Genomic DNA, 15,422 nt, shown 5'->3' with positions numbered 1-15,422 from the left:
CGACCCATGGCCGTGCAACCGATTAACCCATGACCCGGTCAAATTTCAGCCCGGGTCAAGAACTAGTCTCACTCAAGAATCATGAAAGGTGTGGCTCAGAAGGTGTGGCTCAGGACGTGAAGGCCCCGGGATGGGACTGCTCCCGCACCGTCGCGTACTGCTGGCGCACGGCCTGCCCCACCGCGAGCTCCTCGCCCGGCTCGAAGACCTGCGCGGCGGCCCCCTGCCAGTGCGGCAGCTGCCCGGTCAGCGCCCACGCGGCCTGCCGCGCCGCACCGATCGCCGCGTAGTCCGCGGGCTGCGGCACGACGACCTGCGTACCGAACAGCATCGGAGCCGCGGCCTGCACGGCGGGCAGCTCGGCGGCGGCGCCCAGCAGGAACACGCGCCGGACGTCCACCCCCCGGCTCCGTAGTACGTCGAGCGCGTCCCCGAGCCCGCACAGCATGCCCTCGAAGGCGGCGCGCGCCAGGTGCTCGGGCTTCATCGACTCCCGCCGCAGCCCGGTCAGCGTCCCCGCGGCGTGCGGCAGGTTCGGCGTCTTCTCGCCCTCCAGATACGGCAGGAACACCAGGCCGTGGGCGCCCGGCGTCGACTTCATGGCGAGCGCGGAGAGCTCCTCCAGGTCGGTGACCCCGAGCATCTCGGCGGAGCCGCGCAGCACCCGCACGGCGTTCGACGTGTGGACGACCGGCAGGTGCATCCCGGTGGCGTCCGCGAGCGAGGTGATGCTGCCGCTCGCATCGGGCAGCGCCTCGTGGTGCACGGCCATCACGGAACCCGACGCCCCGAGCGACACCACGGCGTCGCCCTGCTGGACCCCGAGCCCGAACGCCGCCGCCATCGTCTCGCCCGTACCTGCCGAGATCAGCAGCCCCTCGGGCGTCGTCCCCGCGGCCTCGGCGGGCCCGATCACCTCGGGCAGCATCGCCTGGTGCCCCAGGGCCATTTCAACGATCTCCGGGCGGTACGTTCCGTTCGCCGCCGACCAGTACCCGGTGCCCGATGCGCCGCCGCGGTCGGTCGTGCGCCGGGCGGGCCGCCCGAGGAGCTGCCACACGAGCCAGTCGGGCGCCTGCAGAAGGCTGGCCACGCGCCGCGCGGCCTCCGGCTCCGTCTTCGCCAGCCAGCGCAGCTTCGTCACCGGCAGCGAGGACTGCGGCACGCATCCGACGGCCTGCGCCCAGGCCTCACGGCCGCCGAGCCCGTCGATGAGATCCACGGCGGCCACCTGCGCCCGCCGGTCGTTGCCGACGAGCGCGGGCCGCACGGTGTTGCCGTGCTGGTCGAGCGGTACGAGCGCGTTCTGCTGGGCGGACACGCCGATGGCCTGCACGCCTTCGAGCAGCCCGCCCCCGGCGGCTTCGCCGAGGGAGAGCAGCCAGGCCTGTGGATCGACGTCGGAGGGTCGTCCGCCACCCTCGGCGTTCTCCAGCGGATGAGGGGCGTACCCCTGCTTGAGCACGGCGCCCGTGTCCGTGTCACAGACCACGATGCGCGTGAAATCGGGCGAACTGTCCAACCCTGCGACTATCCCCATGCCAGGAATTCTGCCGCACGGCGGGCGGTGTCCCGTACCCGTGTTCGCTGTCCGCGTTCTGCTGTCCGTGATCCGGCGGCTAGGTGTTGCTGGTGCCCCAGTCGTCCTCGACGCCCCCCTGGCCCCGCTCGCGCAGGGACCGGACCCGGTCGGCGACCGAGTCGGGCATCTTGTCCCCGACCTTCTCGGAGACGGAGTGGAAGGCCTTGCCCGCCACCTCGCGCCCCTGCTGCGTCGCGGACTCGACGGTGTTGCGCACGGCCGGGTTCTGCGAGATCTCGCGGGCGGACTTCTTCAACTGCTCGTAGCGCTCGCGTCCGGCCCGGGTCCCGAGCACGTACCCGAGGGCCAGTCCCGCCACGAATGTGAGCCGGTACCGCATGGCTGCCACCCTTCCCTTGCGTCGGCGTCGCACGTCTGTCACTCGTGTGTCAGTCGTCTGTCAGGCGTCCGTCAGTCGTCTGTCGCTCGCCCGCTGATCCACCGAGGGATACCGATTGGCGGAGCACCCCCCTGCTTGCGCTAATGTATGTGTCGCAGCGAGCGCGCGCCGCCCGGAGAGTTCCCAGGTAGGTGCGTTCGATGCAACGAGACGATCCCCTGTAGCTCAATTGGCAGAGCAGCCGGCTGTTAACCGGCAGGTTACTGGTTCGAGTCCAGTCGGGGGAGCTCGGTCTCCTGTAGCTCAATTGGCAGAGCAGCCGGCTGTTAACCGGCAGGTTACTGGTTCGAGTCCAGTCGGGAGAGCTGTGACGAAGGACCCTCGAGATGCCTCTCGGGGGTCCTTTTTCGTGCCTGTTCCGTTCTTGTTCCGCTCCTGATGGAACCATGCGGGCAGCCCTGCGGTCCTCATGGTCGAGCGATGCCGACCATCCGAAGCAGGAGATCGTATGAGCGGCTATGCTGCGGCAGACGGCGCGCACAAATGTGCGCGACGCGCCGTTAGGGGCGGTAGCTCAGCCGGTTAGAGCAGCGGACTCATAATCCGTCGGCCGTGGGTTCGAGTCCCACCCGCCCCACCACAGCGCTAGGCCGCAGGAACGTTTCCACCTGCGTCAACTGCGCAAACCTTCGGGTCCCGCCCTTTCGGGCGACACAGGGGTCTCTCGTACCCCGTGAGGCTGCCGACGGCGGAGCCGTTTGCGGGTGCCGCACCCAGTCACCGAGTAGGTCTCGCGCCGGGCCCGGCGACGGCTCCTGGAGGTTGTCCAGGACCTTGCGATCGCCGATTCTCCGACTCGCTCAGGTCAGGGGGCCCCCGCGCTCTGCAAGGCAGTGTTTCGGCCAACCCCCTTCAGGCGAGCAACCGGGCGTCCGGAGCGACGCAGTCCCTCCGCTTTGCGATCCCGGGTGCGTCCGAGGAGTCGTGGAGGGTGGGCGGCGGGCGTCTGGCCCCGATCGCGCCGGGCGGCATGTTTGCGTTCGGTGGGCCAACGCCCGTGCATTCCGGAGGGCTACGGAATGCGTCATTCGGTGTCTCTGACGTGTACGTCGCATATTGACGGCTGGTGTCCGGCCCTGTTGCCTCAGCCCACTTGTGAGGAACCTGTGACTCTGGGGTGGGGACTGTGGGGTTGGGGCGGAGTGTGCCCATGTGCACACGGCTGTTCGGCGTGGGGATGGGGACGGTGCTCATCGTCGCTGCCGGGGCGTTCACGTTGGGGACATCGCCGGCGGTGGCAGCCGGGTGTACGGCGGGCACGGAGTCGGACTTCAACGGCGACGGGGTGCGAGACATAGCGATCGCCGACCCTCAGGCCGCCGTGGAGGGGCGGTCGGGCGCGGGCCTGGTGCGCGTGGTGATGGGCGCGGACAAGGGCACGTTCGAGATCTCCCAAGCCCTGAGTCAGATGAGCGCCAACCCGGAGGCCGGGGATCAGTTCGGTTACTCGATCGCCGTGTACGACGCGGACTCCGACGGCTGCACGGACCTGGTGGTCGGTGCCCCGTACGAAGACGTCACCACGACCGACGGCGCGCAGCAGGACGCCGGGTCGGTGTACGTCATCCATGGCACACCGGCGGGGATCGGGACCGGCTCCGTCGTGGACAGCTACACGCAGGCCGGGCTGGACGGGTCGACCACGACGGAGGCGAATGACCTGTTCGGGTTCTCGCTGGCGGCCACCAAGGCGACGGACAGCAAGCCCACGCTGGCGATCGGAGTGCCGGGTGAGGCGATCGGGTCGCTCAAGGACGCCGGGTGTGTGCACTACGTACAGGGCACCAAGAGGGCGACGGTCAATCAGGATGATCCGGGAGTCCCCGGAACCGCGGAGGCGAACGACCGCTTCGGCTACTCGCTCGCGGCACGCTACAGATATCTCGTGGTGGGCGCGCCGGGTGAAGCGATCGGTTCGGAGTCCTTCGCCGGGAACGTGACGGTCTTCAGTCACACCATGACGGACGGGCGCCCGACGTCCCTGGGTGCCATCGACGAGAACCAGCCCGAGCTGACCTCGGGCACGGCGGAGAAGGACGACCGGTTCGGCACCTCGCTGGCCGTCGTCTCCTACCGCCCGCAGGGCGCCTCTTCCGAGACGGACGCCCTGGTGGCCGTCGGCACGCCGAGCGAGGACGTGGGCAACGTCGCCGACGCGGGTGCGGTGACCGTGCTGCACATCAAACCCACCGGTGCGGTCAAGGAGGTCAACCTCATCGACCGCCTGTCTCCTGACGTGGCGGGTGACCCCGTGGTCGGCGACTTCTTCGGTCAGCGGGTCGTGATCTCCAACACCGAACCTGGCGAGGTCGGCACCGCGGCGAACATGCGGCTGGCCGTGAGTGTGCCCAACCAGGAGGTGGGGCCCGCGGAGAACGCCGGTGCCGTGCAGGTGTTTCCCGGCCTCGGCGCACCGGGCAACGGGGACGTCCTGCTCGCCAGAGGTGCGGGGCTGCCGGATACCGCCGAGGCACGCGACTTCGCAGGCCTCGGCCTGTGGGGGACAGGTACGCGGCTGTACGTGGGCGTGCCGTACAGCAAGGCGTCCGGCGCGCAGAAGGGCGTCGTGTACTCGCTGCCCTGGTCGGCGGCCGACGGGGGCACCGGGACGGTGGCCACGATCAAACCCGGGGCCGACGGCATCCCGGACGAGGGCAAGGCGTTCGGTTCGGCCATCCGCTGAGTGCTGAGCGGCACAGGGGTGTAGCGGCACGGCGGAGACAACAGGGGCGGGGAGCATGAAGAGCCGAGCACACAGACGCAGACGGTGGAGCATCCGGCACCGGGCGGGGATGGCGGTCAGCGCGCTGGCCGCGACGCTGGCCGTCGGCACCGCGGGGATCTCTCCCGTGGCAGCGGCGGACGCCGCGTCGGCCGTTTCGGCGGGGGACAGCGGCGACACGAAGAAGAAGGCGCCGAAGTCCGCCGTGTCCGAGACGGCGGCAGCCGAGGCCGCAGCCGAGGCGGGCAGGCGGGTGGAGGTCGCCGCACTTCGCGACGAGCGCAGTCAGACCTTCGCGAATCCGGACGGAACATTCACCGTCAAGGAGTTCGCGCAGCCGGTACGCACCAGGCGGAACGGCAAGTGGGTCGACATCGACACCACCCTGGTGAAGCAGCCGGGCGGACGCCTGGCGCCGCGGGCGGCGAGCGCGGCGATGAGTATCTCCGGAGGCGGGGACAAGGTCTTCGCCACGTTGGTGCGCGACGGCAAGACGATGTCTCTCGCCTGGCCCGGCAAGCTGCCGAAGCCCGCGGTGGAGCGGGACACGGCCACGTACCCGTCCGTCCTGCCCGGCGTCGACCTGGTCGTGCGGGCGCAGGCGGACGGCTTCTCGCACGTGCTGGTCGTCAAGTCGGCCGAGGCGGCGGCCAATCCGAAGCTCACCTCGATCTCGTTGCCGGTGCGCACCGAAGGCGTATCGGTGGGTGAGGACGACGGCGGTGGTCTGACCGTCAAGGACGAGGCGTCGGGCGGGACGGTGTTCGAGGCACCGCAGCCGGTGATGTGGGATGCGGGCGGAGCGCCGCCCCACGGGACGGAACACCCGGTTCAGGCCGGCCCCGGGCCGCCCGAGGGCGCGAAGGTTGCTGATGTCGACCTGTCCGTGCGCCGCGGAGCGATGGTCCTGAAGCCCGACACCGGCCTGCTGCGCGGTGAGCACACCCGCTACCCGGTCTTCATCGACCCGGTCACCAAGACTGCCTCGCGCACCGGTTGGACCTGGGTCTCCTCCGCGAATCCCGGCCTGGAGGGCTGGAAGTTCCCCAACTCGGACGACGGAATCGAGTCCGGAAAAGGCGTGGGGCGCTGTCCCGCCGACTTCTCGGTGCGCTGTACCGGCTCCAATGACGTGCAGCGCCAGTACTACGCACTGCCCACGGCGAGCTACGAGGGCAAGACCATCCTCGAAGCCGAGTTCTCCATCACGTTGGTGCACACGTACAACAGCGAGGCGCGTTCGGTGCAGCTGCACCGAATGAACAACTCGGGCGCCAGCGCCATCAGTTCGCGTACGAATTGGTCCAACAAGCCTTCCAGCAAGGACCACATCACCTCCGAATCACCCGCCAACCCCGCCGGATCATGCACGGCGACGAACCAGAACGTCCGGTTCAACGTCGCGAGCACTTTGAAGAAGTCGGCCTCCAGCGGCTGGGACACCACCACATTCGGCCTGCAGGCGGCCTCCGAGGACTCGTACGGGTCCTGGAAGCGGTTCTGCAACAACGCCGCTCTGGAGGTGAAGTACAACCGCCCGCCGTACCAGCCGAAACTCAGCGAGCTGGACATGGACCCCGGGGGCAAGTGCACGGTGGGGCAGGCCACCAAGCACTACACCAAGAAGCTGCCGGTGCTGTCCGCGAAGATCTGGGATCCCGACCACGGCGACACGGGCGGGAGCAGCGAGAAACTCAAGGCTCAGTTCGAGGTCTTCTGGACCGGGCCCGACGGCAGGGAAGTCAGCTACACCGTCACCACTCATCAGTTGTCGAGCGGCACGGTCAAGGGCCGCGACAGCGGCATGGCCGAGTTCGAGTACACCGTCGGCACGGACATCACGGGAGACGGGACGGGGGAATTCACCCCGCCGCAGAACACGGTCATCGGCTGGTGGGTACGGGGCAGCGACGGCGAGGCGTGGGGACCCTGGAGCCACGAGGGATCCGGGCACCGCTGTGAGTTCATCTACGACAAGACCAAGCCGGAGGCACCCACCGTCACTTCCTCGGAGTATCCGAACGACGGTCTCTGGCACTCGGGCGTCGGCGACTACGGCACCTTCTCCCTCTACTCGCCGGGAACCGATGTGGCCCGGTACCGCTACGAGTTCGCGGGGGAGGGCGAGAAGACCGTGGTGCCCGATGAACCGGGGCGGCCCGCCCTCGTGCGGTGGATGCCGACCTCGGCCCGAACGACGACCTTGTACGTCGAGGCCGTCGACACCGCGGGCAACAGCAGGCAGATCACCAGGTCCTACCGGTTCCGGGTGGACCTGGGGCGGGCGCCGAAGTCCTCGTGGGCCTTGGCGGACCCGCTCGGTTCCACCACGGCGGCCGGCGGCGACGGCGCGCCGGACGCACAGGCCGGTACCGGCGTGTCCTTCGGCGCCAAGGGGCCGCACGGCTCGGTGCTGACCGCCGCCCGACTGGACGGCACCGCCGACGCGTACCTGAACACGGGGAAGCACGTGGTGGACACGGACAGGACGTTCTCGGTGGGGGCCTGGGTGCTGCTGCCCCAGTTGCCCACGAAGTCCATGAGCGTGGTCAGCCAGGACGGCTCGGCACAGTCCGGGTTCTCTCTCGGTTACGACGCCACGTCGCAGAAGTGGTCGTTCCAGGCTCCGGACAGCGAGATCGACTCGATGGTGTCGTGGCAGGTCCTCGGGCCGAAACCGGTGCCCGGCGAATGGACCCACCTGGTGGGCGTCTACGACCGGGACGAGGGCGGTCCGCCGGGAAAGATGCGCATGTACATCAATGGGCGACTGGTCTCGGGCGACATCCAGGAACGCAGCACGACGTGGAACGCCACCGGGGCCCTGCAGATAGGCCGGGCACTGGAACCGGCCGGATACACCGCCAACCTGAAGGGCTCCGTGGCCGGGATCCAGGTCCTGGACCGGGTGCTGACGCCGGACGAGACCAAGAGCCTGGGAGGCCTGCCGCCCCTGCAGCTCGCCTACTGGGGCATGGAAGAGGTCGATGAAGCGACCGGCCGGGTGCCCGAGAACTCCGGTGGCACGAGCCTGACCCTGCACGGCGGCGCCGGTGTCTTCCGGCCGGACGAGTCGTGCGATCCGCTCGACCCCGAGTGTGTGCCGCAGACGCCTCTGGCGGGTGACGGGCACCTGGCGTTGGCGGGCAGGGACGGATACGCGTCCCGGTCGGCAGGGCTGCTGAAGTCTAAGGCCAGCTTCACCGTCACCGCACGGGCCCGCCTGTCCTCGTTGAGCGGCGAGAAGGACCAGACGGTGCTCTCCCTGCCAGGTGGTGCGACATCGGCCGCGCTCGTGCGTTTCGACGCAGGCAAGGACCGTTGGCAGCTCGCGCTGACCAGCAAGGACACGTCCGATGCCGCCGTCGTCGAATCGCAGGCCGAAGGCTTCCTGCCCAGTACCTCGGACAATGGCGATCACTTGGCTCTGTCGTACAACGCACTCTTCGGTGAGGTGCGGTTGTACGTGAACGGCCAGTGGACCGGCGAGGCGGTGAAGTGGTCCGGCAGTCAATGGGATCTTGCCGAGGCCGGACTGCAGGTGGGCCGTTCGGGCACCGGCGCCCATGGCACCGACTTCTTCTCGGGCGCCGTCGATGAGGTACGGGTCTTCGAAGGGGCGCTGGACGAGCCGCTCGTCGGGGCCGTCTCGCTGCTGGAGCCAGGGCTGGACATGGGCGGCGGGACAGTGCCGTAGATCCCCGGCGTGCGGCCTGATCCGGCCGCACGCCGCTCATCTCGCCCGCCCTGCTCTCTCACGTCTCTCACGTTGCGAACACACGGAGATACCCCATGTCTTCATCCTCCTGGTTCCGTTCGTCCCTGCACCGCAAGGGCCGCGCCTTGCGTCTGCAGATCGCCGGTGCTCTCGGGATCGCGCTCACGGTCGGTCTGCTGCCCCAGTACGTGCCGGAAGCGCGCGCCGAGGGCGCGGGCAAGGGGCGCACGCTCCAGCAGGACCTGGGCGAACCGGTGCCGGGCACGACGCTGAAGGCGAAGCCGCACGGCCCCAACCCGGCGGCCAAGGCCAAGGTCACCACTCCGGCCGACGTGACCTGGCCCGCCCCCGGCAGCGTGCAGGTGTCCCTGAGCGGCACGAAGCGTGTCAAGGCGGACGGCCTGCCCGTCGAACTGGGCCCACCCCGAAGACAGAGCAGATCCAGACCGGCCGCCGAGGCCGTCCATGTGAAGGTCCTCGACCGCAAGCGGACCAAGGCGGCGGGTGTCGACGGTGTCTTGCTCACCGTTGCTCCTGGCGGGCGGAGCCGCACCGCGGAAAGCACCCGGCTCACCCTGGACTACGCGGGTTTCGCAGACGCCTACGGCGCGAATTACGGCCATCGGCTGCGCCTGGTGCAGTACCCCCGGTGTGTGCTGACCACCCCGGACGCCGACCGCTGCAAGGCCGGTGAACCACTGGCGACGACGAACGACACGGCAGCGCAGACGCTGAGCGCGGATGTTCCCGTGGCTGAGGCTCCGGCTGCGGGGCAGGGCGCCGACGCCTCGGCCGAAGCCACCGTGCTGGCGGCTGAGGCCGGGGCCTCGGGGGACCAGGGCAGCTATGGGGCGACGCCGCTGTCCCTCGCGGCCGAGTGGAGCGTCTCGAACTCCTCGGGCGGCTTCAACTGGTCCTACCCGATGCGGGTGCCGCCGGCGCCCGGCGGCCTGGTTCCCTCGGTCTCGCTCGGCTACAACTCCCAGTCGGTGGACGGACAGACCGCGGCCACCAACAACCAGGGCTCCTGGGCGGGAACGGGCTTCGGCTACGAACCCGGGTACATCGAGCGCCGCTACAAGGCGTGCGCGGACGACGGGCACGACAAGGCCAACGGTGACCAGTGCTGGGCGTACGACAACGCCACCATCCAGCTGGCGGGCGGCCCGTCCGGGCAGCTGATCCTCGACGGCAAGAACCCCGACAACACCGACAGATGGCGTCTGAGCAGCGACGACAACTCGAAGGTGGAGAAGCTCACCGGTGCGTCCAACGGGGATGACGACGGCGAGCACTGGCGCCTGACCACCACCGACGGCACCCAGTACTACTTCGGTCTGGACAACCTGCCCGGTTACACCTCCGGCAAGGAACAGACGGGTTCGACCTGGACCGTTCCCGTCTACGGCGACGACAAGGACGAGCCCTGCCACAAGGCGGCGTTCGCGGACTCCCACTGCAAGCAGGCCTGGCGCTGGAACCTGGACTACGTCGTCGACCCGCACGGCAACGCCATGTCGTACTACTACGGCAAGGAGACCAACTACTACACCCAGGGTCTCAAGACCGGCGAGAACGGCAAGTCCTACACCCGGGGCGGCTATCTCAAGCGCATCGACTACGGTCAGCGCGATCAGAAGGTCTACGAGAATCCCGCGCCCGCCCGTGTGGTCTTCGACACCGACGAGCGCTGCCTGGCCGCGGCTCAGGACTGCGAACCCGGCGACCTCACCGACTCGACGGCGACGCGCTGGCCCGATGTGCCGTGGGACCTGAACTGCAAGGCGGACACCAAGTGCAAGGGGCAGAACTCACCGACGTTCTGGACCCGTAAGAAGCTGTCCGAGGTCACCACCCAGATCCGCTACGGCAGCGGCTACGCGGACACCGATTCCTGGACGCTGCGGCACCAGTTCAACGACAACGGCGACAGCTCCAAGTCCCTCTGGCTCGACACCATCAAGCAGACCGGCCACGCGGGTACCGGTACGGCCAGCACGTCGGCGGTCACCCTGGTCGGCGAGCAGCGCCCCAACCGGGTGGACAAGCAGGGCGACAACATCCAGGCGATGAACCGCTACCGCCTGACGCGTGTCGACAACGACAGCGGTGGGGAACTGCACGTCAATTACCGCAAGAGTGAGTGCAGCCCAGCGGATCTGCCCCCGGCTGACGCCCCCACGAAGGCCTGCTATCCGGTCAAGTGGAATCCGCCCGGCGCCACCGATCCGATCACCGACTGGTTCCACAAGCATCTGGTGGCGCAGGTCGTGGAGAGGGACCTGACCGGCGGCTCACCGCAAATGATGAGTGCCTACGAGTACCTGGGCGACGCGGGCTGGAAGAAGGCCAAGGCCGACGGCATCACCAAGGACGAGTACCGCACCCACAGCGACTGGCGCGGCTACGGCAAGGTGCGGGTCACGAAGTCCGCGGGCACCAGCGACGTCTCCAACCAGCGGACCGAGCACGTGTTTCTGCGTGGCCTGGGCGGCGACGTCACGGACTCCGAGGGCGTCAAGCACTCCGACGACGACGAGCTGTCCGGTCAGGAACTGGAGACGGTCACCTACAACGGCGGCTACCGCAGCGACGACGTCGTCTCCAAGAACATCAGCACGACCTGGCAGCACACCACCGCGACCCGCAAGCAGAGCTGGGGAACCAGCAACGCGTTCTACGTGCGCCCGGCGACGACGGCTTCCTACACGGCCCTGAAGAAGGGCGGCTGGCAGGTCGTCAAATCCACCACACGCTACGACGACACAACCGGTCGGCCGGTCCAGACGGACGACTACGGCAAGGACGGTGACAGCGGCGACAACCAGTGCGTCCGCACCGAGTACGCGGACAATGCGAAGCAGAACATGTACGCGCTGGTCTCGCGGGTGGAGAAGGTCGCCGTCTCCTGCGCGAGCGCGCCGGACCGCAAGACACAGGTCATCTCCGACGACCTGACGTTCTACGACGGCAAGGCGCTCGGCGCGGCGCCCACCAAGGGCGACACGACCAAGGTGCAGCGCCTGGCCACACATGACGGCGCCAAGGCCACGTACGAAACCGTCACTTCCTCCGCGACCGCGGACTTCGACGGCTTCGGCCGTCCCCTCAAGGTGACCGACGCGGCAGGCAAAGCGACATCGATCGACTACACCGAGACCGACGGGCTGACCACCAAGAAGGTGGAGACCAACCCCCTGGGCTGGACCACGGACACGGAGTACTTCCGTTCCTGGGGCGTCGCCGCCGCGCAGACCGACATGAACGGCAAGCGAACCGATCTCGCGTACGACGCCCTGGGCCGCCTCACCTCCGTCTGGCTGCCCGACCGCGACAAGGCGAACCGGACGCCGTCGATCAAGTACACCTATGTGATCCGTGAGGACCAGGCGAACGCCGTCAGGACCGAGAAGATCGAGAACGACGGAACTTCGTACGGCACTGAGTACGCCCTGTATGACGGACTGTTGAGGCCGCGTCAGCAGCAGGCCGAGGGTCCGGACGGCGGCACGCTCGTCGCCGACACCTTCTACGACGGCCTCGGCAACATCGCCGAGGCGAACTCCGACTACTACACCGAAAACGCCCCGACCAGCACCTTCTTCAAGCCCACTGAAGAAGTGGACGGGCACACCGTCACTCAGTACGACGGAGCCGGGCGCAAGACCGCCGAGATCTTCAAGGTGCAGGACGTCGAGAAATGGCGTACGACCTTCGCCTACGACGGAGACCGCGTCCACACCGATCCGCCCGCGGGCACCGCGCCCACCACGGTGGTCACGGACGCCCGTGGTCAGACGACGGAGATCCGCCGGTACAAGGGCGACAAGCCGCTGCCGTCGGGGACGGCCGAGGACTACGAGTCGACCTCCTACACCTATACGCCCGCCGGTCAGGTGAAGACCGTCGAGGACGCGGCGGGCAACGAATGGTCCTACGGCTACGACCAACGTGGTCGGAAGTCGACCTTCAGCGACCCGGACGTGGGGACGACCCGCTACACGTACGACGGCCTTGACCGGCTGACGAGCACCACCGACGCCCGGGACAAGAAGCTGTCCACGCAGTACGACGTGCTGGGCCGCCCCGTCTCCACGTGGGAGGGCGAGCCCGACACCGGCACCAAGCTGACCCTCAACAGCTACGACAAGAAGGCGAAGGGCCAGCTGTACGGCAGCTACCGCTACGAGAACGGAGCCGTCACCACCGCCTCGCTGATCACCCAGCTGGACGACATGTACCAGCCGGAGCAGACCCAGGTGATCCTCGGCGACGCGGCCGACAAGGAACTGCGCGGCACGTACACCTACAACACCGCGTACAACAACGACGGCACCATCAAGGGACAGACGCTGCCTGCCGCCGGCGGCCTGCCGAGCGAGACGCTGACCTACACGTACGACGACCTGCAGCGCCCCACGTCGCTGATGACGCTGCTGGGCGGCCAGGCGGGCGGTGCCTACGTCAAGAAGGCGCACTACGCCTCGACTTCGCAGCTCCTGGGCCTGGATCTCGGGCCGATCGGCACCGACGGCAAACTGCCGCGTCTCTTCTACGAGTACGAGAAGGGCACCGACCGCCTCATCGGATCGGGCGCCGACATCGTGGGCGTCAACGCCTTCGTCGCGGACGCGAACTACTCGTACGACGACTCAGGCAACGTCACTTCCATAGCCGACACGCCCCAGGGCGGGCAGAGCGACGTCCAGTGCTTCACCTATGACTGGCAGCAGCGCCTCAAGGAAGCCTGGTCCACCTCCAACACCCCGGACGGCAAAGCCGGTTCCGGCCGCCAGGACGCGGCGTGCTCGGGGGGCGCCGCCACCGGCACCATCGGTGGCGCGGCCCCGTACTGGCAGTCCTTCGACTACGACACCGCGGGCAACCGCACGTCGCAGGTGCGGCACGGTGCGGCCGGTGCCCCGGACGTCACCCGCACCTACAGCTACGGCAAGGACGCGGCTGGCAACGGCGGCCCGCACACCCTGACCAAGGTCGTCGAGAAGACCCCGGCGTCCGGCAGCGACCCCGCCGTCACCCGCCAGGACACCTACACCTATGACGAAGTGGGCAACACCCGTCAACGCGTCCTCAACGGCACGACCCAGGACCTCAAGTGGAACGCCGAGGGCAAGCTGAAGGAGGCGGGGCCGGACACCACGTACGACTACGACGCCGCCGGGGCTCGTCTGGTGCGCAAGGAGAAGGGCCAGCACACCCTCTACCTGCCGGGCATGGAGCTCAGCCTCGACACTGCCACCCGCACGGTCGAGGCCACCCGCTACTACACCTTCGGCGCCCAGACGGTGGCGATGCGCACGGCGGAGGGCGTGCAGTTCCTGGCGGGCGATCACCAGGGCACGATGTCGGCGGCCATCGACGCCGATTCGGGCGCGGTCACCCGGCGTCGTATGGACCCCTTCGGCAATGAGCGCGGCAAGGCCAGTGGCCCGTGGGTCGACGACAAGGGTTTCCTCGGCAAGTCCGTCGACTCGTCCACGGGGCTGACGCATGTCGGAGCGCGGGAGTACGAACCGGAGAACGGCCGGTTCATCACCGCCGACCCCATCATCGACTTCAACGACCCACAGCAGATCAACGGCTATGCGTACGCGTCCAACAACCCGGTGACCCGGAGCGATCCGTCGGGTCTCAAGGACGACGGGTGCATGCTGGTCGGCGTCCAGTGCTCGGCCGGCTACAACGGCGGTTGGGACATCAAGGTCACCAAGACGTACTACACGTACTACCAGGTGCACGCGACCCCGGCCCAGAAGCGTGCGACCGCCGCCCGCTCGGAGGCCAGCGCCCGTGAGACCCGTATGAAGCGGGCGGCCAAGGAACTCGCCGGAATCCTCGCGGACGAACTCGGCATCACCGACGCCCTGGACTGCTTCACCACCGGAAGCCTGGGTTCCTGCGGCGCGACGATCGCCAACATCGCGACGAGCATGGTCGGCGGAGTCGTCGCCAAACTCGCCAAGAAGTACGGCATGCCCTGGAACTGGAAGAAGGGACTCGCCCTCGCCAAGAAGGTCGGCGGCATGGTGAAGAGCCTGTTCAAGGACTTCAAGGCCTGGGCGAAGCTGGACAAGAAGGCGGACAGGCTGGAGGAGGCGGCGGAGGACGGTGCCAGCTGCCTGAAGAACAGTTTCAGACCCAAGACCAGGGTGCGGATGGCCGACGGCACGACGAAGGCCATCAGGGATGTCGATATCGGCGACAAGGTGCTGGCCACCGACCCCAAGACGGGTAAGACGGTCGCCAAGACCGTGACCGCCGAAATCAAGGGAACCGGTGTCAAGCAGCTCGTCAAGGTCACCGTCGACCCGGATGGCAAGCAGGGCCCGAAGAACCCGGCCTCGGTCACGGCGACGGCCGGACACCCCTTCTGGGTCCCGGAGTTGCACGAATGGATCGATGCCACCGACCTCCGACCGGGCGAGCGGCTGCGTACGAGCACCGGCGCGGATGGGTACGTCACCGCGATCAAGCGCTGGACCACGCAACAGGACACCGTTCACAATCTGACTGTTGCTGATGTGCACACGTACTATGTGGTGGCGGGAGCCACGCCGGTACTCGTTCACAATTGCAATGAGTCGATGGACTTCGTGCATGGAACGAGCTCTACCCATGCCGACAACATCGAGGCGAATGGGCTCAGTGGTGATGCGGCTCGCGCGAATTCGAGTGGCGGATCTGTTGGGCAGCCAGGGAATCTGTTTACGTATCGGGTGAGTCCCGGGGATTCGGACACTCTCAGCGCTGCTGCGACATTCGGTGGGAGTCGCACCGCTTCCGGAGATCGTCCAGCCATTCTCATCTTCCGTACGTGTAAGTGCACGTACGATCGATCGACGGCAGAAGGTCATATAACTACACGGGTCACTGACGAGGTGAGTGGGCGGGTCGAGCACATCTTCGGCCCAGGAGCCCTGTCGCACCTGCAGCAGGTCTATCGCAGGAACCTATGAGCGTCGTGTGGTTATGAAAGTGA

Annotated in this window: 5 protein-coding genes and 3 tRNA genes; 6 read left to right on the top strand and 2 right to left on the bottom strand. The window is 68.0% G+C overall.

The window, feature by feature from the left end:
• Nucleotides 1-109: 109 nt before the first annotated feature.
• Together AC068B_RS02645 and AC068B_RS02640 are read right to left on the bottom strand one after the other, a co-directional pair.
• Nucleotides 110-1,540 (bottom strand): xylulokinase, encoded by a 1,431-nt coding sequence (locus AC068B_RS02645; protein WP_478668517.1) that lies wholly within the window; start codon nt 1,538-1,540, stop codon nt 110-112.
• Nucleotides 1,541-1,619: 79 nt separating this feature from the next.
• On the bottom strand, nt 1,620-1,922 hold the full coding sequence (locus AC068B_RS02640; protein WP_356262072.1) for a YtxH domain-containing protein: 303 nt from the start codon (nt 1,920-1,922) through the stop codon (nt 1,620-1,622).
• 214 nt (nt 1,923-2,136) lie between these two features.
• Between AC068B_RS02640 and AC068B_RS02635 the strand changes: the two genes are divergently transcribed.
• The 6 genes from AC068B_RS02635 to AC068B_RS02610 all read left to right on the top strand — a co-directional run bounded on the left by AC068B_RS02635 (nt 2,137) and on the right by AC068B_RS02610 (nt 15,399).
• A tRNA-Asn gene (locus tag AC068B_RS02635) sits at nt 2,137-2,209 on the top strand.
• 5 nt (nt 2,210-2,214) lie between these two features.
• Nucleotides 2,215-2,287 (top strand) — tRNA-Asn (locus AC068B_RS02630).
• Nucleotides 2,288-2,485: 198 nt separating this feature from the next.
• Nucleotides 2,486-2,562, top strand: a tRNA-Ile gene (locus tag AC068B_RS02625).
• A 570-nt stretch (nt 2,563-3,132) separates the two neighbouring features.
• Nucleotides 3,133-4,665: a VCBS repeat-containing protein gene (locus AC068B_RS02620; RefSeq protein ID WP_478668515.1), complete on the top strand. Its 1,533-nt coding sequence runs from the start codon at nt 3,133-3,135 to the stop codon at nt 4,663-4,665.
• A 55-nt stretch (nt 4,666-4,720) separates the two neighbouring features.
• Complete coding sequence (locus AC068B_RS02615; RefSeq protein ID WP_478668514.1) at nt 4,721-8,401, top strand: LamG domain-containing protein; 3,681 nt, start codon at nt 4,721-4,723, stop codon at nt 8,399-8,401.
• Between the two features lie 95 nt (nt 8,402-8,496).
• Entirely contained in the window at nt 8,497-15,399 is a 6,903-nt protein-coding gene (locus AC068B_RS02610; protein WP_478668513.1) for a polymorphic toxin-type HINT domain-containing protein, read from the top strand.
• Nucleotides 15,400-15,422: the final 23 nt, after the last annotated feature.

The organism is Streptomyces sp. NPDC042371 (assembly GCF_056437465.1).
The sequence above is the reverse complement of the archived record's forward strand: the minus strand, read 5'-3'. Positions and strand labels throughout refer to the sequence as shown.